21 protein-coding genes are annotated in these 20632 nt (G+C 73.0%); 11 read left to right on the top strand and 10 right to left on the bottom strand.

The window, feature by feature from the left end; translation table 11 throughout:
- Positions 1-56 precede the first annotated feature (56 nt).
- The 3 genes from ACZ7D7_RS21850 to ACZ7D7_RS21840 form a co-directional block, all read right to left on the bottom strand.
- The gene (locus tag ACZ7D7_RS21850; protein ID WP_470826269.1) at positions 57-581 is read right to left on the bottom strand and encodes a hypothetical protein; all 525 of its coding nucleotides are present in this window, start codon (positions 579-581) and stop codon (positions 57-59) included.
- A 188-nt stretch (positions 582-769) separates the two neighbouring features.
- The gene (locus ACZ7D7_RS21845) at positions 770-1006 is read right to left on the bottom strand and encodes a hypothetical protein (RefSeq protein ID WP_470826267.1); all 237 of its coding nucleotides are present in this window, start codon (positions 1004-1006) and stop codon (positions 770-772) included.
- Between the two features lie 393 nt (positions 1007-1399).
- Entirely contained in the window at positions 1400-2932 is a 1533-nt protein-coding gene (locus ACZ7D7_RS21840; RefSeq protein ID WP_470826266.1) for a helix-turn-helix domain-containing protein, read from the bottom strand.
- 280 nt (positions 2933-3212) lie between these two features.
- Between ACZ7D7_RS21840 and ACZ7D7_RS21835 the strand changes: the two genes are divergently transcribed.
- From ACZ7D7_RS21835 to ACZ7D7_RS21825, 3 genes are all read left to right on the top strand, one after another.
- Positions 3213-3833 (top strand): L-threonylcarbamoyladenylate synthase, encoded by a 621-nt coding sequence (locus ACZ7D7_RS21835; protein WP_470826265.1) that lies wholly within the window; start codon positions 3213-3215, stop codon positions 3831-3833.
- Between the two features lie 136 nt (positions 3834-3969).
- Positions 3970-4731, top strand: a complete 762-nt coding sequence (locus tag ACZ7D7_RS21830) for a dienelactone hydrolase family protein (protein WP_470826263.1) — start codon at positions 3970-3972, stop codon at positions 4729-4731.
- Positions 4732-5041: 310 nt separating this feature from the next.
- Positions 5042-6670 (top strand): right-handed parallel beta-helix repeat-containing protein, encoded by a 1629-nt coding sequence (locus ACZ7D7_RS21825; protein WP_470826261.1) that lies wholly within the window; start codon positions 5042-5044, stop codon positions 6668-6670.
- Positions 6671-6808: 138 nt separating this feature from the next.
- On the opposite strand, the gene ACZ7D7_RS21820 is transcribed toward ACZ7D7_RS21825, so the two are convergent.
- Positions 6809-7765, bottom strand: a complete 957-nt coding sequence (locus ACZ7D7_RS21820; protein WP_470826260.1) for a TauD/TfdA dioxygenase family protein — start codon at positions 7763-7765, stop codon at positions 6809-6811.
- A gap of 105 nt (positions 7766-7870) precedes the next feature.
- On the opposite strand from ACZ7D7_RS21820, the gene ACZ7D7_RS21815 reads away from it, so the two are divergent.
- Positions 7871-8701 carry an aldo/keto reductase gene (locus ACZ7D7_RS21815; RefSeq protein ID WP_470826259.1) on the top strand — a complete coding sequence of 277 codons (831 nt, stop codon included), beginning with the start codon at positions 7871-7873 and terminating at the stop codon, positions 8699-8701.
- A 39-nt stretch (positions 8702-8740) separates the two neighbouring features.
- Here the strand turns inward: ACZ7D7_RS21815 and ACZ7D7_RS21810 are convergent, their stop codons facing one another.
- Together ACZ7D7_RS21810 and ACZ7D7_RS21805 are read right to left on the bottom strand one after the other, a co-directional pair.
- On the bottom strand, positions 8741-9208 hold the full coding sequence (locus tag ACZ7D7_RS21810; protein WP_470826257.1) for a peroxiredoxin: 468 nt from the start codon (positions 9206-9208) through the stop codon (positions 8741-8743).
- Positions 9205-9585 (bottom strand): MauE/DoxX family redox-associated membrane protein, encoded by a 381-nt coding sequence (locus ACZ7D7_RS21805; protein ID WP_470826256.1) that lies wholly within the window; start codon positions 9583-9585, stop codon positions 9205-9207. The genes ACZ7D7_RS21810 and ACZ7D7_RS21805 overlap by 4 nt, the downstream gene beginning before the upstream one ends.
- 147 nt (positions 9586-9732) lie before the next feature.
- Between ACZ7D7_RS21805 and ACZ7D7_RS21800 the strand changes: the two genes are divergently transcribed.
- The 3 genes from ACZ7D7_RS21800 (at position 9733) to hemC (ending at position 12710) form a co-directional block, all read left to right on the top strand.
- Positions 9733-10713 (top strand): ATP-dependent DNA ligase, encoded by a 981-nt coding sequence (locus tag ACZ7D7_RS21800; RefSeq protein ID WP_470826254.1) that lies wholly within the window; start codon positions 9733-9735, stop codon positions 10711-10713.
- 178 nt (positions 10714-10891) lie between these two features.
- Positions 10892-11668, top strand: a complete 777-nt coding sequence (locus ACZ7D7_RS21795; protein WP_470826253.1) for an NPP1 family protein — start codon at positions 10892-10894, stop codon at positions 11666-11668.
- Positions 11669-11771: 103 nt separating this feature from the next.
- Positions 11772-12710, top strand: a complete 939-nt coding sequence (hemC, locus tag ACZ7D7_RS21790; protein ID WP_470826251.1) for a hydroxymethylbilane synthase — start codon at positions 11772-11774, stop codon at positions 12708-12710.
- A 57-nt stretch (positions 12711-12767) separates the two neighbouring features.
- Here hemC and ACZ7D7_RS21785 read toward each other — a convergent pair whose 3' ends face one another.
- Positions 12768-13289 (bottom strand): hypothetical protein, encoded by a 522-nt coding sequence (locus ACZ7D7_RS21785; RefSeq protein WP_470826249.1) that lies wholly within the window; start codon positions 13287-13289, stop codon positions 12768-12770.
- Positions 13290-13807: 518 nt separating this feature from the next.
- On the opposite strand from ACZ7D7_RS21785, the gene ACZ7D7_RS21780 reads away from it, so the two are divergent.
- A complete protein-coding gene (locus tag ACZ7D7_RS21780; protein WP_470826247.1) occupies positions 13808-14608 on the top strand; it encodes an RNA polymerase sigma factor SigF in 801 nt (266 codons plus the stop codon).
- A gap of 27 nt (positions 14609-14635) precedes the next feature.
- On the opposite strand, the gene ACZ7D7_RS21775 is transcribed toward ACZ7D7_RS21780, so the two are convergent.
- Positions 14636-14956 (bottom strand): ANTAR domain-containing protein, encoded by a 321-nt coding sequence (locus ACZ7D7_RS21775; protein WP_470826246.1) that lies wholly within the window; start codon positions 14954-14956, stop codon positions 14636-14638.
- Between the two features lie 215 nt (positions 14957-15171).
- Here ACZ7D7_RS21775 and ACZ7D7_RS21770 point away from each other — a divergent pair, with 215 nt between their 5' ends.
- Positions 15172-15975: a VOC family protein gene (locus tag ACZ7D7_RS21770; RefSeq protein ID WP_470826245.1), complete on the top strand. Its 804-nt coding sequence runs from the start codon at positions 15172-15174 to the stop codon at positions 15973-15975.
- An 8-nt stretch (positions 15976-15983) separates the two neighbouring features.
- Here the strand turns inward: ACZ7D7_RS21770 and glgX are convergent, their stop codons facing one another.
- Together glgX and ACZ7D7_RS21760 are read right to left on the bottom strand one after the other, a co-directional pair.
- A complete protein-coding gene (gene glgX / locus ACZ7D7_RS21765) occupies positions 15984-18125 on the bottom strand; it encodes a glycogen debranching protein GlgX (protein ID WP_470826244.1) in 2142 nt (713 codons plus the stop codon).
- Entirely contained in the window at positions 18122-18634 is a 513-nt protein-coding gene (locus ACZ7D7_RS21760; RefSeq protein ID WP_470826242.1) for a pep a2, read from the bottom strand. The genes glgX and ACZ7D7_RS21760 overlap by 4 nt, the downstream gene beginning before the upstream one ends.
- Positions 18635-18935: 301 nt before the next feature.
- On the opposite strand from ACZ7D7_RS21760, the gene ACZ7D7_RS21755 reads away from it, so the two are divergent.
- On the top strand, positions 18936-19235 hold the full coding sequence (locus tag ACZ7D7_RS21755; RefSeq protein WP_470826241.1) for a DUF5133 domain-containing protein: 300 nt from the start codon (positions 18936-18938) through the stop codon (positions 19233-19235).
- Between the two features lie 84 nt (positions 19236-19319).
- Positions 19320-20632, top strand: a 1313-nt coding sequence (locus ACZ7D7_RS21750) for a maltotransferase domain-containing protein (protein WP_470826239.1), incomplete at its 3' end; no start/stop codon positions are given.

Raw genomic sequence — 20632 nt, 5'->3', positions numbered from 1 at the left:
CGTGTGTTCGCACAGGTCACGAGGGGGATCGCCCGGTCGGAGGACGTGCCCGGTCGTCAGGCGATCAGCGTGCGCCCGGGCCTGAGCCGGTCGAGGAGCTGGGGCTGGTGCAGTTCCGCGACGGGTGCCAGCAGGTCGGGGTGGCGCAGCAGCGCCGCCGCGCGCCGGTCGCCCTCGTCGGGCGCGAGCAGCCGGCGGAAGCCGGCCGGGGTGCCGGTGGGGTGGTCGGACGCGGCGAGCGCGGTCACCGCGAGCGCCGCGAGGCCGGGGTCGCCGAGCAGGCAGGCCGCCCAGCTGGCGACGACCTCGTCGACCCAGGTCCGCCAGGCGTGGTCGTCCCCGCCGTCCGCCGCGCCGTCGGCGCCCGTCACCCAGTCCAGCCTCGCGGAGCCGCCGGGGCCCGCGAGGGCGACGAGCGCGGCGTCCATGGGCGTCGGGTAGCGCAGGCACGCGGCGACCGTGACGGCCTGTCGCGCCTGCGCCTCGCACAGCGCCGCGGCCAGCGCGCCGCCTCCGGCGGGGAAGGCGCGGGTGAGCCACTGCGCGGTCGCCGCGACGACCGGGGAGAGTTCTGCGTGCACGGGCGGGCCGTCCGGACTGCTGGGGGAAGGGGCGGTCGGGCCGACGGTAGTGGGCGGCCCGACCCGCGCGATGTGAGCGGCGCCTCCCCCGGGACGTGGCTTCGCCCACACCGGCCCGCTGCCCGGTCCCGGCGCACGAGGGCCCGGGCCCCGCTCGTCCGGGGTCCGGGCCGCGCGGTGACGTGCCGTCAGCCGCCGCCGAGGCGTGCGCGCAGCAGGTTCTTGCCCAGTTCGGCGCCCTTGCGGCTGTCCGCCTGGGCCTTGCGGAACAGGTCGGCGACCTCGGTGTCGTTGGTGCGCTCCGCGTCCTGGATGTAGGTCTCCAGGCGCAGCGCGTTGTTGAGGCACGCCTCCACGTACCAGATCAGGTTGTAGTCCTTGTCCTGCGTTCCGGTCACGCCTCCGGTCTCGGCGCCACTGGTCATGCGGGCCTCCTCCATCTGCTTCGTGGTTGTCGTGCCGGGTCCCCGCGTGCGGACCCGTCGGCGCGGGACGGGTACCCGGCCTCGTACCGGGCACACAGGGCCGTCGAAGAGGAGGACGCGAAGAGGGGTGGGGGCTGCCGCGACCGAGCGGCACCGTTCGTCACCGTCCGTACGGGGGCGTCTCGGTCACGGCCGTACGGGGGGGGGCTCGTCACGGTCGTACGGGGGCGCCGTCCGTTGTCACCGGCACCGCGAGACGTCGCGTCGTGCCGGGCAGGAGGCCGCGGGGCGCGACCGGTCCCCCGTTCCGGTCGTGCCCCCGGCTCGATGAACCTACGTGCAGGGCGCGGCCGTTGTGAATCGCGTCGGTGCCCGCTGCGCGCCCCGCGGCACTCAGCCGTGCACAAGTGAGTCCGGATGGCCCGTTTTCGTCCCGCCCAGCGCGGGCCGGTCGAGGTCGCCGACGGCGAGATGGGCGAGGACGACCTCGTAGAGGTCGCCGCCGCCGGCCAGGAGCTGGTGTTCGAGGACGGGTTCGGCGCTGCGGACGTGTTCGCGGACGGTCTGCGCGTGGACGCCGAGGGTCTGCGCGGCGCGTTCGGCGTTGCCCCCGGCCGCGATCCAGGTGCGCAGGGTGCGGCGCAGGTTGCGGGCGTCGTCGTCCAGCCTGCCGAGCAGGTCCCGCGCCCAGCTGCGCACGGCGGGAGAGGCCAGCAGGTCGCCGAGCCCCGTGGCGTCCGGGCGGGCGACCGCGCCGTCGGCGACGGTCTCGGTCAGGGCTATCTGGGTGTTCAGGGCGAGTTGCACGGTGGCGCGGACGGTGAGGTCGGTGAAGTCGATGCCCAGCAGGGCCTCCATCCGTTCCATCCGGGCCCGTACGGTGTTGCGGCTCACGCCGAGGATCCGGGCGGTGCTGACGGCGGTGAACTCGAGGCCGAGGCGAGTGGTGGCGAGGAGTTCGGCACGGGTGTGGTGCGGCAGCGCGTCCAGCGGACGCAGGACGTGGTACGTCCAGTCGCGCAGCGCGGCCGGGTCCATCAGGCGTTCCGGGTGGGTGCGTTCGGCGTAGACGGCCGTCTTGTCGGGCCGGAAGCGGGCCACGGCGAGGGCGCTGACGGCCTGCCCGTAGGCGGCGGCGGTGTTGGCGAGGCGCTGTCGGGCGCTGCCGCCGAGGAAGGTGTCCTCGTGCCGGGCGACCAGGGAGCGCAGCGCTCCCCCGACGCTCTCGCGCGAGGTGACGACGATGACGTGGCCGTCCATGGCCGGACAGCGCACGACGAGGGCGTGGTCGCCGGTGACCTCCAGACAGGCGTCGGCGAGCCGGTCGCGGTCCTCCGTGCAGCTCTCGACGACGTACACGCAGGCGGTGTCCGTGTCGAGCAGGCCGGGCCACAGTCCGGCGGCGACGCGGCGTGCGGAGACGGTGTCCTCGACCATCAGCAGCTGGAGGATGGCCAGCCGCAGGTCGGACGTCGCGCGTTCCAGCCGGTGCCCGGCGGCGGTGGACTCGTGGGCGCGCAGCAGGATCTCCACGACCTGCGCGGTGTGCGTGACGATGTCGGAGGCCCGCCGGTCGAAGGGCGCGCGGCGGGCGACGGCGAGGACGGCGCCCCGGGCGGAGCCGGGCTGCTCCACCCGCACCAGGCGCAGGTGGTGCCCGCGGTCCTCGCAGGCGGCGGTGGCGATGCGGCCGGCGACGATGCCGGCGACGAGCTTCTCGTCGAGGGTGAGCGGGGTGCCGGCGAGCACGGCGCCGGTGTCGTCGCGCAGGCACACCTGTCCGTCGACGGTCTCGGCGAGCCAGGCGAGGACCCGGCCGATGTCGCGTCCGGTGGGACGCAGGTGTTCCAGCAGCTTCTCGGCCCACGGCGCGGATGCGCCGTCGACCGTCGCCGTCCGTCGTCTGCCGTCCTCTCGGCCCGCCATGTCGGCCTTCTCCTCGTTCCTCGTCGGCCTCCCCCGTCCGGACGTTACCTCACGGGTGGCCTGAACCGGTCGCCGGTGAGGGCGCCGATTCCGGGACCGACAAGGCCTCTACCGGCGCTTTTCGGCCATGCCCGGAGGTGCGGGAGGGCCGCCGGGCGAGGCACGGGAGGGCCGCCGGGCGGGGTGCGGGACGGCGGCCGGGCGAAGCGCGGGAGGGTCGGCGGGCGAGGGGCGTCCGGGCCGGGCGGCCGCGGCCCGCCGAGGGGCATAAGCTCGGCGGATGGCGAAGTACTACGACGTGCACCCCGACAACCCGCAGCCGCGCACCATCGCCCAGGTCGCGGACGGCATCCGCTCCGACGCGCTCGTCGCGTACCCGACGGACTCCTGCTACGCGCTGGGCTGCAGGCTGGGCAGCCGAGACGGCATCGACCGGATCCGGACGATCCGTCAGCTGGACGACCGGCACCACTTCACCCTCGTGTGCCAGGACTTCGCGCAGCTCGGCCAGTTCGTGCGGATCGACAACGACGTGTTCCGGATCATCAAGGCCTCCACACCGGGCAGTTACACGTTCATCCTCCCGGCGACCCGGGAGGTGCCGCGCATGCTCCAGCACCCGAAGAAGAAGACGGTCGGCGTGCGCATCCCCGACCACGTGGTGACGCAGGCGCTGCTCGCCGAGCTGGGCGAGCCGCTGCTGTCCAGCACGCTGCTGCTGCCCGGCGAGGACGAGCCGATGACGCAGGGCTGGGAGATCAAGGACCGCCTCGACCACGTGCTGGACGCGGTGGTCGACTCCGGGGAGTGCGGCACCGAGCCGACCACGGTCGTCGACTTCTCCTCCGGCGAGGCCGAGATCGTCCGCCACGGGGCGGGAGACACCTCCCGCTTCGAGTGAGCTCCGGGCCAGGAGGCCGGGGGCGGGGGCGGGCTCGGTGGACGGGTGGGCGCGTGCCACGATGGCCGGGATCCGGTCCCCTCCCGCCGGGCCGGGTCGCCCGCCCGTCCCCCACCGCAGAGAGGCAGTCCCGGACATGACCGCCGTACAGGGCTCGGCCGTCGACGTTCCCACCGACGACGGCAGCGCCGACGCGTATCTGGTCCACCCCGCCGACGCGGGCCCGCGCCCGGCGGTGCTGCTCTACATGGACGCCTTCGGGCCGCGTCCGTCGCTGCGGGCCATGGCCGACCGGCTGGCCGGGGCCGGGGCCGGGTACACGGTGCTGGTGCCGAACCTGTTCCACCGTCACGGGCCCGCGCCGGTCACGGAGTTGCCCGCGTTCATCGACCCCGGGGCGCGCCCGGAGATCTTCGAGCGGCTCCGCCCGATCATGACGTCCCTGACGCCCGAACTCGCCATGCGCGACGCCGGCGCGTACCTGCGGTGGCTGGCGGGCTGTCCGGCGGCGGCCGACGGGCCGGTGGCGCTCACCGGGTACTGCATGGGCGCACGGCTCGCCCTGCTGACCGCCGGCACGTACCCGGAGCGGATCGCCGCCGCGGCCGGCTTCCACGGCGGGCGGCTCGCGACGGACACCCCCGACAGTCCGCACCTGCTGGCGCCCCGGATCACGGCCGAACTGTACTTCGGGCACGCCGACCAGGACCCGTCGCTGCCGCCCGAGCAGATCGAGCGCCTGGAGAACGCCCTCACGGAGGCCGGGGTCCGGCACCGCTGCGAGGTGTACGCCGGGACACGCCACGGCTTCACGCAGGCCGACACGGCCGCGTACGACCGGGACGGGGACGAGCGTCACTGGACAGCGCTGCTGGACCTGCTCGGGCGCACCTTCTGAGACGAACGGCCCCCGGGTCGGCCGCACGCGACGGCGGCCCGCGTGCGCCGGGAGGGCGGCGCGTGCCGGGCGAATTGCGCCTGCCGGGAAGGCGGCGCATGCCGGGCGGGCCACGCGTGCCGGACGGACCGCGCAGGCCGATCGGCTTCCTTCCGCCGGACGGACCGCGTACGCCCACCGGCTTGCGTCTGCCCGGTGGACCGCGTGTGGCGCCGGGCACCTCGGGGCACTCGGCGGGCCCGGGTGGCGAGGCCTCCCGGGCCCGCCGTGCGGTGGGCGGGGTGCGTCCGTCCGCCGGGAAGGAGCGCCCATGTCCGTGCCGCTGACGGCCGACGCCCGTGCCTACGGGCTGGTGGGTGACGGGAGGACCAACGACCAGCCCGCCCTCCAGGAACTCGTGGACACCCTGGGCGGGGCCTGCGCGGCCGACGGCCGGCCCCGCGTCATCCACGTCCCGGCCGGGGACTACGTGATCCGGGACCGGGCGACCGTGTGGCGCAGCGGCGTGTCCCTGATCGGGGCCGGACGGGGCGCGACCCGGTTCCGGCTGAGCAATCCGGGCGCGCCGACGCGGCCGGTGCCGCTCGCCTGGTTCACCAGCCGGGAGCACGGCGCGAGCCGGGACCGGCACATCGCCGACGTCACGTTCGCGCACTTCGAGATCGACGGCTCGGACGTGTGGACGCAGGAGTACGACCCGCTCGCGAAAGGCCTCGGCCTGCAGTACGTGCTGCGGGGCCGGTTCAGCGACCTGTACATCCACGACACCGCGGCCACCGGGTTCGGCTGCGACTTCCTCCAGGACACCGTGGTCGAGGGCGTGCTCGCGGCGCGGTGCGGGCGGCAGGACCCGGGCGAGAAAATGGGCGGCGCCGGCCTCGGGATCGGCGTCGGCGGCTGGGGCGGCGTCGAGCGGCTCACGGTGACGTCGTGCACGGCGACCGGCAACGGCACCAACGGCATCTTCGTCGAGCTCCAGCAGGAGTCCTGGACGCCGCCGCGCGGCATCCGCATCACCGCCTGCCACACCGAGGACAACCGCTACGGCATCTCCGACTGGGGAGCCGACGGGCTGCTGGTGACGTCGTCCACGATGATCGGCAACCACGAGGCCGGGTTCGACGTGTCCTCGCAGGGCACGACGTCGGTCGGCGGCCGGGGCGGCATCGTCACCGGCTGCGTCATCGACGGCAACGTCCGGGACGGACTCGGCGTCGGCAACACCCCCGGCCCGTACGCCTTCCGCGGCAACCGCGTCAGCAACAACGGCCGGTACGGCTACTGGCAGCACAATCTGGCCGGCGGCGACCAGGAGCCCATGGCGGACCTGGTGCTGGAGTCGAACGACATCCGGGACAACGCGCTCGACGGGATCCGCGTGGACGCTCCGCTGCGGGACCCGGCGATCCTCGGCAACCGCGTCCACAACAACGGCCGCCGGGCCGCCCCGGCCGCGTCGGGCGGCGGCGCGGGAGTGCGCCCGGGCGGCCTGTCCCTGGAGGACGAGACCGCGGACTGGACCCCGGACGGGCACCGCGGCAAGGAGCTGACGGTGGGCCCGTACAGCGCGCGGGTGGCGTCCAACACGTCGACCGTCCTCGCCCTCGTGCCGTGGCGGCCGGGCGCGGGCACGGCCTGGCTCGGCGGCACGCCCGCGCACGGTGCCGCGTACGAGGTGCCCGGCTCCCCCGGCCCGCGTGCCGGCCTCACCGTCGACGCGGAGGTGTCGGGCGGCCAGATGGACGGCAACCGCTTCTGGGACGACCGGTCGCCGCGCACCCAGGACATCGCCGTGTGGATCACGAGGGACGGCAGCTGGAAGGGCGGCCGGGTCACCGGCAACGACTTCGCGGGCGACGGCCCCGGCGGGAACGCGTCGGCGGCCACCCGCTTCGACACGCCTCCCGAGGGCGGGCGTTGGCGCGACAACGACGAGTGACCGGCGCCCCGGCCCCGCCGCACCGCCCTGTTGCACCGAACCACCCCACCGCCCCACCGCACCGAACCACCGCACCGCAACGCCCCACCGCACCGGACCACCGCCCCCGCGCCGGCGCCCCGCCCTGGTGGCCGTCGGTCACCAGCGGCCGGGCTCCGTGCCGGTGACCGGTTCCGAGGGCCTGCCGTCCGGGCCGACGGGCACGTCACCGGCGAGCATCACCCGGTGCATGACGCGCGGGTGGTCGAGGTGCGCGTTGTCGCCCGGGGCGAGGTGGATGGTGGCGCGGTTGTCCCAGAAGGCGACGCTGCCCGGCTCCCAGCGGAACCTGACCGTGTACTCGGGGCGGGTCGCCTGTTCCAGCAGCATGTCCAGGACCGCGCGGCTCTCCGCCCGGGACAGGCCGGTGATCTGCTCGACGTAGTAGCCGTTGACGAACAGGATCCGCTCCCCCGTCTCCGGGTGGACGCGTACCAGCGGGTGCACCGAGGCGACCTGATGGCCCAGCAGGTGCCGGACGTACGCGTCGTCGCCGGGCCGGGGCTGGTAGCCGACGCCGAGCCGGTGTTCGGCCCGCAGGCCGTCGGCGAACTCCCGCACGGGCGCGGACAGTCCGGCGTAGGCGGCGGCGAGGTTCGACCAGGTGGTGTCGCCGCCGTACGGCGGGACGGTCTCGGCGCGCAGGATCGTCGCGGCGGGCGGGTCGACGCGGGCGCCGTGGTCGCAGTGCCAGCCGCGCAGCAGGGTGTGGCGGCGGCGCCGCAGCCACTCGTCGTGCTCCATGCCGAACCGGCCGCCGAGTTCCAGCCGGTCGGCGGTCGTCTCGATCTCCGGTACGTCGGCGGGGGACGCCTTGCCGCGCCGCCCGAGGCGGACCGGCTCGCCGAATCTGCGCGCGAGCGCGACGTGTCCGGCGTGGTCCAGGCGCTGCCCGCGGAAGAACAGCACCTTCCAGCGCAGCAGTGCCGCCCGGACGGCGGCGACCACGGCGTCGTCGAGGTGTCCGGCGAGGTCGACGCCGGTGATCTCGGCCCCGATGTGCCCGGCGGCCGGTTTCACGTCGAGGTCCGCGTCCCGCCGCTGTTGTCCGGCCACGGTGCTCCTTGTCCGTCGGTCCCGCGCCACCGGCTCGCCTCCGGGCCGGTCGCCCCATGGTCTCCCATACTGGGTGTACGACGCAGCCGACCGGAAGGCCCCACCGTGCTCAGCATCCCGGCGCACACCCTCAACGACGGCACGACGATCCCGGCCCTGGGCCTCGGCACCTGGCCCCTGGACGACGAGGGGGCGGAGCGGGCCGTCCTCGCCGGCCTGGAGACCGGCTACCGCCTCCTCGACACGGCGACGAACTACCGCAACGAGACCGGCGTGGGCCGCGCGGTCGCCCGCAGCGGCGTGCCCCGCGAGGAGATCGTCGTGACGACGAAGCTGCCCGGCCGGCACCACGGCCACGAGGAGACCCTCGCGTCGTTCGAGGAGTCCCGCCGCCGTCTCGGCCTGGAGTACGTCGACCTGTACCTGATCCACTGGCCGCTGCCGCGTGTGGACAAGTACGTCGACTCCTGGCGGGCGATGATCAAGCTCCGCGACGACGGCCTGGTGCGCTCGATCGGCGTCTCCAACTTCACGCCCGAGCACATCGACCGGCTGGAGAAGGAGACGGGCGTGCTGCCGTCCGTCAACCAGATCGAGCTGCACCCGCTGTTCCCGCAGGAGGAGTTGCGCGCCTTCCACGCAAGCAAGGGCATCGTCACCGAGAGCTGGAGCCCGCTGGGCCGCGGCGCCGAGCTGCTCTCGGACCCCGCGCTCGTGGCGGTCGCGGACGCCCACGGGGTCACGCCGGGCCAGGTCGTGCTGCGCTGGCACACGCAGCTCGGGGCGCTGCCCATCCCGAAGTCGGCGAACCCCGGGCGGCAGCGCGAGAACCTCGACGTGTTCGGCTTCGAGCTGACCGACGAGGAGATGCGGGCCGTGTCCGACCGCGCCCACCGGCGCCTGGGCGGGGACCCGGAGCGGCACGAGGAGTTCTGAGCGCCGAACGGCCGCGCGAGGCGCCGGGACGGGCCGGCTCTACTTCTGGTGGGCGCGCAGCGCGGCGAGGGCGCGGTCCGCGTGGGTGTTCATGCGCAGTTCGCTGCGCACGACCTCCAGCACGGTCCGGTCCCGCGCGACGACGAACGTGACGCGCTTGGTCGGCGCGAGGGAGAACCCCCGCTTCACACCGAACCGTTCGCGGACCGTGCCGTCGGCGTCGGACAGCAGCGGCATGCCGAGCCCGTGCTGTCCGGCGAACTCCCGCTGCCGGTCGACGGGGTCGCCGCTGATGCCGACGGGACGGGCGCCCACCGCCGCGAACTCGGCGGCGAGGTCCCGGAAGTGGCAGGCCTCGGCCGTGCAGCCGGGCGTCATGGCGGCGGGGTAGAAGAACAGCACCACGGGGCCGTCGGCGAGGAGACCGGACAGGGTGCGTATCGCGCCGGTCTCGTCCGGCAGGGAGAAGTCCTCGACGGTGTCGCCGATCCGTACGGTCCCGGTCATCGCGCGGCCTCCGCGTTCCTGGCGACCTCGCGGGCCCACAGCACGAGCGGCAGTTGCAGCGGCAGCCGTCCGACGGCCACGGCCTTCAGCGCCGCGGGGCGGTGCCGCCAGTCGGCGGCCATCTTCACGTTCGCCGGGAACACGCCGACGAAGAACGCGGCCGTGGCCAGCGCCGCCGCGCGCCGGGTGCGGGGCAGGGCCAGCCCGGCGGCGAGAGCGAGTTCGGCGGCCCCGCTGACGTACGTCCAGGTCCGGGGCGATCCGGGCAGGGCGCGCGGGACGATCGCGTCGAACGGGCGCGGCGACGCGAAGTGGGCGGCGCCCGCGGCGGCCAGCAGACCGGCGAGCAGCAGGGGCGAGCGTTCGGACCGTGGCACGGTGCCTCCTCTGACGACCTGCCGCCGGAGCTTACTGGAAGGTAACCGGAGGGTTCGGGCGGGGTGGGCGCGGGCTGTGCCGGGCCGTTCAGGGGAACCTCCCGGCCCGGGCGCGTGACGGTGGGCCCGGGCGTCGACAACTCACCCGTGACCCTTCCGCTGATCCCGCCCATGCTCGCCACGCCCGGTACGCTGCCGCCCGCCGCGCAGGACGCGCGCTGGGCCTACGAGACCAAGCAGGACGGCCAGCGGGTCGTGGTCTATCTCCCGGGCGACGGAAGCCTGGTGCTGCGGGCCCGTTCGGGCCTGGAGATCACCGGCGCCTACCCGGAACTGCGGCCGTTTGGCGCGGTCCTCGGCGCCACGCCCGCGGTGCTGGACGGCGAGGTCCTGGCCCTCGACGAACGGGGCCGTGCGGACTTCCAGTTGCTCCAGTCCCGGATGGGTCTGGCCCACGCCCCCGCGAAGGCGGCCCGGCTCGCCGCCCGTATCCCCGTGCACCTGGTGCTGTTCGACGTGATGCACCTCGGTGGGCGGTCCCTGCTCCGGCTGCCCTACGCGCGGCGCCGCGCCGAGCTGGACGGGCTGGCGCTGACCGGCGCGAACTGGTCGACCCCGGCGGCGCTCTTCGGGCACGGCGAGCGGGCCCTGCGGGCCACCCGCGAGCACGGCCTGGAGGGGCTGGTGTGCAAGCGGCTGGACTCGGTGTACGAGCCGGGCATGCGCTCCCGCGCCTGGCTGAAGATCCGCAACATGCTCAGCGAGGACGTCCTGGTCGGCGGCTGGCTGCCGGGCAAGGGCCGGCTGACGGGCCTGCCGGGCGCGGTGCTGGTGGGCCAGCGGGCCGCCGGGCGGCTGCGCTACGTCGGCGGGGTGGGCACCGGCTGGAGCGAGGCCGAGCGGGAGCAGCTCGCCGGGCTGCTGCGGGCCGCCGCAAGCGACGTCTGCCCGTTCGACCCGGTGCCGCACGTCCCCGGCGCCCGCTGGGTGGTGCCGCGCCTGGTCGGCGAGGTGCGCTACAGCACCCGCACCCGGGAGGGCATGCTGCGCCAGCCGTCCTGGCTGCGACTGCGGCCCGACCTGGCACCGGAGGAGGCCGCCGCCGACATTCCGGACGACCTGGTCTGAGACACCGCCTCCCACCTGGCCGGATCACCAACTGTTGGGCCGTGCTTCACCACTGGGACGCCTGCGCCCCCTTGGCATGGACCTGATGGACCGGGATGCTGAACTCCGTTTCCCCCCACAGCCGTTCGGCTGCGCCCCGCGGGCGCCGCCGTACCGGCGCAGCACAGAAGGAGACGCAGTGTCGTCGAGCACGCCCCGAGTCCACAGCAGGAGATGGCTCACCGGTCTGGCCGGTGCCGCCGCCCTGGTCATCGCCTTCCCCGCCACCGCCTTCGCGGCCCCGCCGCCGGCCCTGCCGTCCAACGCGGAGGCGGCGGAGCGGACGTACCAGCCCGCCTTCGACTACGACACCGACGGCTGCTACGCCACGCCGGCCATCGGTCCGGACGGCGCCGTCAACGGCGGGCTGAGTCCGACGGGCGCGCTGAACGGCAACTGCCGTGACGCCTGGGACCTGGACAACACCAACAGCTATTCGCGCTACAAGTGCAACAACGGCTGGTGCGCCTACATGTACGGCCTGTACTTCGAGAAGGACCAGGCGCTGTCCGGCAGCAGCATCGGCGGACACCGGCACGACTGGGAGCACGTCGTGGTGTGGGTGCAGAACAACACCGTGCAGTACGTGTCGACGTCGGAGCACGGCTCGTTCGCCGTGCACGCGCGTTCGCAGGTCCGCTTCGACGGCACCCACGCGAAGGTCGTCTACCACAAGGACGGCATCAGCACGCACTGCTTCCGCCTGGCGAACAGCAACGACGAGCCGCCGGAGAACCACAAGGGCACCTGGCAGTACCCGCCGCTGGTCGGCTGGAACGGCTACCCGGCCGGGATCCGCGACAAGCTGGCCTCGCACGACTTCGGCAGCGCCAACTTCGGCCTGAAGGACGGCAGTTTCGCCTCCCACCTGGCCTCCGCCAAGCCCGCCGGAATCCCGTTCGACCCGAACGCCTGAGCGGCTCCCGCGAGCCCTTGCGGGCCGCAACAGCCTGCAACGGGCGGCCCCGAACGGGGAGTTGCGGCGTCGGGCATGCGGACCACCGTCTATGGTGGTCCGCATGCCCGCCCCCGAAACGATCCGCATCGTCTCCCGCGACTCGCCGATGGCCATGGCCCAGGTGGCCCGCGTACAGGAGGAGTTGGCAGCGCTGCGACCCGGTGTGCGCACCGAGGTCGTGCCCGTGAAGACGACCGGGGACAAGTGGCTGGGCGACCTGTCGCTGGTGGAGGGCAAGGGCGCGTTCACCAAGGAGGTCGACGCCGCGCTGCTCGCCGGTGAGGCCGATCTCGCCGTGCACTGCGTCAAGGACGTGCCGGCCGACCGGCCGCTGCCCGCGGGCACGGTGTTCGCCGCGTTCCTGAAGCGGGACGACATTCGTGACGCGCTCGTCCATCCCGGCGGGCTCACCCTGGACGAACTCCCGCCCGGCACCCGCGTCGGCACCTCGTCGGTGCGCCGCGTCGCCCAACTCGCCGCCACCCACCCGCACCTGAGGTGCGTGCCGTTCCGCGGCAACGCCAACCGCCGGCTGGCGAAGCTCGCCGACGGCGAGGCGGACGCGCTGCTGCTCGCGGTGTCCGGCCTCGAACGCATCGGCCGCACCGACGTGATCAGCGAGGTGCTGTCCCCGGAGACGATGATGCCGCCGATCGGCGCGGGCATCCTCGCCCTGCAGTGCCGCGAGGGCGACATCGACCTCATCGACACGGTCAGCGGCCTCGGCCATCCGGACACGCACCGGGAGGCCACGGCCGAGCGCATGTTCCTGCACGTGCTCCAGGGCCACTGCAACAGCCCGATCGCGGGCTACGCGCGCGTGGACCGCGGCGGGGAACTGTCCCTGCGGGCGTGCGTGTTCACGCCCGACGGCAAGACGCGGCTGAACGCCCACGAGTGGGCGGGCCCGCTGGACCCGGCCACGCTCGGCACGTCGGTCGCCGTGGCGCTGCTGCGGCAGGGCGCCCGCGAGATCATCGACGGCATCCCGCACGACTGAGCGCGGCGGGCCCGAGGGCCCGCCGCCCGGATCGTCCAGGCGTCCCGGGGCACCCCCTCAGGCGGTGCCCTCCTCGGCCTGGTCCCGCAGGAAGCTGCTCACCTGGTGGGCGAGGGTGTCGCGGACCGCGCCGTGATGGGTGCCGGCGCCCTCCTCCTGGAGGCCGATGCCGCCGGTCCACAGCCGGCGCTCGCACCACTCCTCGTCCACGCGCAACTGCACCTGGACGTCCACCTGGTTCAGCGCCGGCTCGGGGCCCGCGGCGAACAGCACGGCGGTGGCGCGGCGCAGCGGATAGACGTCGAAGCCCTCGATGAACTGGGAGTTGCGCCAGTCGATGAACGCGCTCTCGCCGTCGGCGCCGAGCCGCACGTCGATCTGACCGTCCTCGAGATGGATTCCGAAACGGCGTTCGCCGCGGTTCTCCACGGTCACGCGGACACTGAAGTACGTCATTCCCTCGGCGGCGTCGTCCCGTCCCCGCGGCGGCTCCGCCTGCTCAAGACGGTGGACGCGGACCCGCAGACCGGCATGCTCGTCGTACTCCTGCCAGTCCCCGACCACGTTCGGCTCGTACACAGTGCACCCTCTCGACCTCTGGACGCTGCTTCCTATCTTCGCGCTCAGTGCACTGTCAAATGAGCAGAATGCGCTGTGGCCAGGGAATTCAGTGGGTTTGATCGCTGATCAAGCCGTGCGCTGGAACAATCCGCCGGGGGCCCGCCGACGGTCCCGCGGGGGCGTGCCGCACATCACGTTCCGCGTCTCGGTCCGCGAGCCGCGCGGCATCGAACACGCGGGCGAACGCGCCACCGGCCCGGCCGCGCCCGCACCAGCCCGGGGATTTCACTCCACGAATTCCCGCGATTTCGCCTCGTACAGTTTTGTGCAGCATTTGATAAAACCCGCGCTCGGGGTGATCGCCGCATTCTCGGAATTGTTTCGGATCGACCGCCGGGGGGAATGTGCATTCCAGTGCTTCGGAACGGAGGCACGTTCGTGGGAGCCGCCCGCCGGCCCCGGATGTCCTCCGTGGGTCCGAGCCGCGCCTCCCCCGGTGTCCGTCCATCGAGCACCTGCTCTGGGAGGTGCGCACCATGCCCGTCGCGAGCAGAAGGAAACAGCATCCGCACGACGACGCCCCGGACACGACGGAGGCGTTCGAGAGGCTCGCGCGGCTGCCCGAGGGACCGGAGCGCAAGGCGCTCCGCGACGAACTGGTCCGGCTCTGGCTCCCGATGGCCGAGCGCATCGCCGTCCGCTTCCGCGGCCGCGGCGAGACCCTGGAGGACCTGTACCAGGTGGCCGCCCTCGGCCTGGTGAAGGCCGTCGACCACTACGACCCGGCACGCGGCAACGCCTTCGAGGCGTACGCCGTGCCGACCGTCACCGGCGAGATCAAGCGGCACTTCCGGGACCACATGTGGACCCTGCACGTGCCGCGGCGCGTCCAGGACCTGCGCAACCGCGTCCGGCAGGCCGCGAAGGAGCTCTCGCAGACGACACCGGGACGGCCGCCCTCGGTCGCCGAGATCGCCGAGCGGGCGCACCTGAGCGAGGACGAGGTCCGCACCGGCATGGAGGCGCTGGACTGCTTCACCGCGCTCTCCCTGGAGGCCGAGATGCCCGGCACCGACGGGTACGCGCTCGGCGACGCGCTCGGCGGACCGGACACGGCCTTCGACACGATCGTCGACCGGGTCGCCGCCAAACCCTGTCTCCAGGCCCTCCCCGAGCGCGAGCGGACCATCCTCTACCTGCGCTTCTTCGGCGGCATGACACAGAGCTGCATCGCGCAGCAGCTCGGCATCTCGCAGATGCACGTCTCGCGGCTGCTCAGCGGCTGCTTCGCCCGGCTGCGCGAGGAACTCCTCGCCGAGGTCGCCGAGGTCCGCTGAACGGGGCCACGCGCCGTTCCGGCCCGCTCAGGGCGGGGGCGGCGCGCCGGGGATCTCCGTGGGGCCGTAGCGCTCCAGGGCCTCTTCCAGCGCCGTACGGATCTCCGGCGGCATGACGCCGCTGCGCCCCCAGACGAGGATCATTTCCGCGACGTGGCGGAGCTTGACGTTCGTGTGCTGGGAAACGTCTTTCAGCACCGCCCAGCCCTCGTCCGGTGTCACCCGGCCGAGCGCGACGACCATGCCGATCGCCTGGTCGACGACGGCGTGGGAGACGATCGCCTCTTTCAGCTGCTGGACCTCCGCCTGCAGTTCGAAGATCCGCTCCGAGCCCCCGTCCGTGGGCATGGTCACCTCCGGGTCCGGTGTGTCGCTCTACCCTTGCCTTGGGGTACTGCTCCGATTTCCTCCATCGTCGCCACTCGGCCCGCGCGGTGCCACCCGGTCCGCTGCCAGTTTTGGAGGCGCCTGCGGGGTACTCGGCAGGCGCCGGCAGCGGCCCGGCCACGGCACCGGTGCGGTAACCGGTGGCTGCCGGCCCACGACCCCAGGACGCGACAGCCATGAACCACGACAGCACACCCGCCACCGGTACGACCCACGTCGTCTCCACCCACTCCGTCTTCGGCGCCCCCTGCTGGGTGAGCCTGACCAGCCGCGACCTGCGGACCACGGAGGCGTTCTACGGGGCCGTGCTCGGCTGGCAGTGGCGCCAGGGCAAGCTCGGCGACCGCTTCCGCATCGCGCTGTCCGACGGGGCACCGGTCGCCGGGGTCGCCGCGATCGCCTCGATGTGGCAGATGGCGGTGGCCTGGACGCCGTACTTCGCAGTCCCCAGCGCGGACGAGGCCGTGTCGCGGGTGCAGGAGCGCGGCGGCACCGCCGCCGTCGGGCCGCTGTCCTTCCCGCCGGGCCGCGCCGCGCTGCTCGCCGACCGCGACGGCGCGACGTTCGGGATCTGGGAGGGCAAGCTGTTCAGCGACTGGGAGACCTGGCGCCGGGCCGCGCCGGCCTTCATCAGACTCCACACCCGCGACGCCTTCGACGCCGCCATCTTCTACGGCCAGGTGCTCGACTGGGCCTCCGACAAGCCCGGCTGCTGCGAGGTCCACTACGAGGGCGACGAGGTCGTCCTGCGCAGCCGCGGCGACGTCGTGGCGCGCATCGAGTCGGGCGCCCTGGACGAGGCACCCGACCCGACGATCCGGCCGCACTGGCAGGTCCACTTCTCGGTCTCCGACGTGGCGGCCTGCGCCCGCTCGGCCGAGCTGCACGGCGGCAGCGTGCTGACCAAGGGCGCCGACGAGGCGGTGCTGCGCGACCCCGACGGCGCCCAGTTCACGGTCACGTCGCGCAGCCCGCGCTGACCCGCCGCTCATCCGCCGCCGGAGGGGCGCGACAGCAGCACGAGACTGCGCGCCTCGACGGTCAGGTCCGTGCCGGCCTTGTGCTCGGCCTCGTCCGGCGGGCCCTGGGAGACGGCGGTGTCGATCAGCGTCGTCCACCGCTCGCCGTAGCGCACGTCCGGCAGCCGGAAGTCGACCGGCTCCCAGTGGCTGTTGAGCAGCAGCAGGAACGAGTCGTCCACGACGGGCCGGCCGCACGGGTCGGGTTCGGCGATGGCGTCGCCGTTGAGGAAGACACCGACCGAGTGGGCGTCGGCGCGCCCCCAGTCCTCGTCGGTCATCTCGCTCGCGTCGGGCAGCAGCCACACGAGGTCGGGCAGCGGCTGTCCCTTGCGGGCGGACCTCTGGCCGCGGAAGAAGCGCCGCCTGCGCAGTACCGGGTGGGCGGCGCGCAGCCCGATCAAGTGGCGGGTGAAGTCCAGCAGTTCGCGCTGTTCGTCGCCGAGGCGCCAGTCGATCCAGGAGATCTCGTTGTCCTGGCAGTAGGCGTTGTTGTTGCCGCGCTGGGTGCGGCCGAGCTCGTCGCCGTGACTGATCATCGGGATGCCCTGCGACAACAGCAGGGTGGCGAGGAAATTGCGCTGCTGGCGGCCGCGCAGCTCCAGCACCGCGGGGTCCTTCGTCTCGCCCTCGGCCCCGCAGTTCCAGGACCGGTTGTGGCTCTCGCCGTCACGGCCGCCCTCGCCGTTGGCCTCGTTGTGCTTGTCGTTGTACGACACGAGGTCGCGCAGGGTGAAACCGTCGTGCGCGGTGACGAAGTTGACGCTGGCGCGCGGCCGGCGCCTGCTGTGTGCGTAGAGGTCGGACGAGCCGGTCAGCCGTGAGGCGAACTCGCCGAGCGTGTGGTCCTCGCCGCGCCAGAAGTCCCGTACGGCGTCGCGGTACTTGCCGTTCCACTCCGACCACAGCGGCGGGAAGTTGCCGACCTGGTAGCCGCCTTCGCCGACGTCCCACGGCTCGGCGATGAGCTTGACGCGGCTGATCACCGGGTCCTGCTGGATCAGGTCGAAGAACGCCGACAGCCGGTCCACCTCGTGGAACTGCCGGGCCAGGGTGGCCGCGAGGTCGAAGCGGAAGCCGTCGACGTGCACCTCGGTCACCCAGTACCGCAACGAGTCCATGATCAGCTGCAGCACGTAGGGGTGCCGCATCAGGAGGCTGTTGCCGGTGCCGGTGGTGTCGTAGTAGTGCTGCCAGTCGCCGTCCACGAGCCGGTAGTACGAGGCGTTGTCGATGCCGCGGAACGACAGGGTGGGGCCGTTCTCGTTGCCCTCGGCGGTGTGGTTGTAGACCACGTCGAGGATCACTTCCAGGCCGGCCGCGTGCAGCGTCTTCACCATCGACTTGAACTCGGTGACCTGCTGGCCCCGGGTGCCGTGCGCGGCGTAGGCGTTGTGCGGGGCGAAGAAGCCGATGGTGTTGTAGCCCCAGTAGTTGGCCAGGCCCCGGCCCTGGAGCACGCCGTCGTGCACGAACTGGTGGACCGGCATCAGCTCCAGCGCGGTCACGCCGAGCGAGGTCAGGTGTTCGACGACTGCCGGGTGGGCGAGACCCGCGTAGGTGCCGCGCAGCTCCGGCGGCACCTCGGGGTGGGTGCGGGTCAGGCCCTTGACGTGCGCCTCGTAGATGACGGTGTCCGCGTACGGCCGGCGCGGCGGGCGGTCCTCACCCCAGTCGAAGAAGGGGTCGGTGACCACGCCGAGCATGCCGTGTCCGGCGCTGTCGGCCGGGTCGGGTCCGTCCGGGGCCCGCTCGTACAGGGAGGCGTGGTTGTCGATCTGGCCGTCCACGGCACGCGCGTAGGGGTCGAGGAGCAGCTTCGCGGGGTTGCAGCGGTGGCCCAGGGACGGCTGCCAGGGTCCGTGGACCCGGAAGCCGTAGCGCTGCCCCGGGCCGACGCCCGGCAGGTAGCCGTGCCAGACGAAGCCGTCGACCTCGGTGAGCGGGACGGCGGTGTGCCGTCCGGCGTCGTCGACGAGGATCAGCTCGACCCGCTCGGCGACCTCGCTGAACAGGGCGAAGTTGGTGCCCTGTCCGTCGTAGGCGGCGCCCAGCGGATAGGGGTACCCGCTCCAGGCGGGCACCCCTTTCACGGTTCGCCGCGCGGTCACCGCGCCTCCTCCAGCACGCGCTCGGGGTTGCCGGAGTGGCTCGTGAGGGCGGCGACGGCCGGCTCGCGGGGCGTGTCGAGGCCCTCGCTGAGGGTCGGCGTGGGCACCTTGGGCACGAGCGGGACGCGCTGTCCGGCGCGGGCCCGCTGCGAGAACCAGATGATCTTGCTGCCGGTGTCGGTGGCACAGCAGCCCCAGCCGTCGCTCATCGCCGCGATCCGGGTCAGACAGCCACGCAGGTCCTGGTCGGGACGCAGCTCGTGGTCGTTCTCCCCGATCGCCGTGATGAGGTGGTGGCCGTTCCACCACATCTCGATCGACGTGTACTTGTCCGTGGCGTGCTCGTCGATGGCCTTCAGCAGCATCTCGGCGCCGTTGCAGACCGGCTCGACGAGATCCTCCAGGTCCCAGAACCTCAGGTGCGCGGCCAGAATGCGCCTGACCTGTCCGACCCGTTCGGGGCTGACTTCCACGTCGAGGTGGTAGTAGCAGGGCACTGCGGTCTTCATCGTCGTTGGCTCCTCACCGCGAAAGCTCTCGCCCTCCGCGTCCCTGCGGGACGGGCCCCGTGCACAGAACGTGAGCGCTGATCGCTTCTGAGTAACCTCCACAGTGAGGGGGCTACGCCATTCGTGCAACACGAGCGGCGCCTGTGGCGGTTGAAGATCCAACAAGACGTAGAGTCCCCGCGCGTGCACTATGAGTGAAAGCCTCGATCGCCGTAACGGAACCGTGCCGCTGTGCGCACGGACGCCGGCCCGACCGTCGGGACACGCGCCGACCGAGACCCCCCGAAAGGTGAACGGTGCCATGCTGCTTCCCGCCAAAGCCGAAGTCGCCCGGCATTTGCGGCAGTACCGGGCATGGGAGCGCGCGATGCTGGCGTCCCCCACCGACCGCGCCGTGCGGGCCACGTTCGAGGACGCGGGCTACACGCTGTGCGTGCTGATGGGGAAGCGCTGCGCGCGTGAGGCCGCGGACGCCGCGGAGCGGTATCTGCGGTCGACCCTCGGGTCGTACTTGCGCGAGCAGGGCGAGCGGCCCGCGGTGGGTGTCGCCGTCCGGCGGGGACCACCGGTGTCGGACCGGCGTTTCCCTGCCGGGACATAACACATCTTTCCGGCACAGTGTGATCCAAGGCCGGGCCAAAGGGCCCGGCTTCTACACGATTTCGAACTCGGCGGAGGTGAACCGATGCGCACGACTTCGGCCATCGGCCGTATTCCGGTACGCGATGTCCGGCCGGCCGTGGACTGCGGCAGGCGTCCGGCCAAAGCGGTCGTGGGAGAGACGTTCGAGGTCACCGCCACCGTGTTCCGTGAAGGGCACGACGCGGTCGCGGCGAACGTCGTGCTCACGGATCCGGACGGCCGGCACGGTCCGTGGACACCGATGCGTGAGCTGGAGCCGGGTTCGGACCGCTGGGGTGCCGAGGTGACGCCGGACGCGGTGGGCCTGTGGACGTACCGGGTGGAGGCGTGGAGCGACCCGGTGACGACGTGGCGCCGGATCGCCGGAGTAAAGGTTCCTGCGGGCATCGACACGGGACTTGTCCTGGAGGAGGGCGGCGATCTGTACGCGCGGGCCGCGCGCGGTGTGCCCAAGGACGCGGGGCGTGCCGTGGTGACGGCGGCGGCGCGGACGCTGCGCGACGACTCGCTGCCGCCCGAGGAGCGGCTCGCCGCCGCGCTGTCCCCGGAAGTCGAGGCGATCCTCGCCCGGTATCCGCTGCGGCAGTTGGTCACCGCTTCCAAGCGGATGCCGTTGCTGGTGGAGCGGGAGCGGGCGCTGTTCGGTTCCTGGTACGAGTTCTTCCCCCGCTCCGAGGGCACGGTCGAGCAGCCGCACGGCACGTTCCGCACCGCGGCGCGGCGTCTTCCGGCGATCGCGGCGATGGGCTTCGACGTGGTCTACCTGCCCCCGATCCACCCCATCGGCACGACGTTCCGCAAGGGCCGCAACAACACCCTCTCCCCCGGCCCCGACGACGTCGGCGTGCCCTGGGCGATCGGCTCCCCCGAGGGCGGCCACGACGCGATCCACCCCGACCTGGGCACCCTGGACGACTTCGACGCGTTCGTCGCCGCCGCCCGCGACCTCGGCATGGAGGTCGCCCTGGACTTCGCCCTCCAGTGCTCCCCCGACCACCCCTGGGTGCACAAGCACCCCGAGTGGTTCCACCACCGGCCCGACGGCACCATCGCCTACGCCGAGAACCCGCCGAAGAAGTACCAGGACATCTACCCCATCGCCTTCGACGCCGACATGGACGGCCTGGTCGCCGAGACCCTGCGCGTCCTGCGGCACTGGATGGACCACGGCGTGCGGATCTTCCGCGTCGACAACCCCCACACCAAACCCGTGGTCTTCTGGGAACGCGTCATCGCCGACATCAACCGCACCGACCCCGATGTGATCTTCCTCGCCGAGGCGTTCACCCGCCCCGCGATGATGCACACCCTGGCCCAGATCGGCTTCCAGCAGTCCTACACGTACTTCACCTGGCG

Source organism: Streptomyces sp. NPDC037054 (assembly GCF_055606745.1).
The sequence above is the reverse complement of the archived record's forward strand: the minus strand, read 5'-3'. Positions and strand labels throughout refer to the sequence as shown.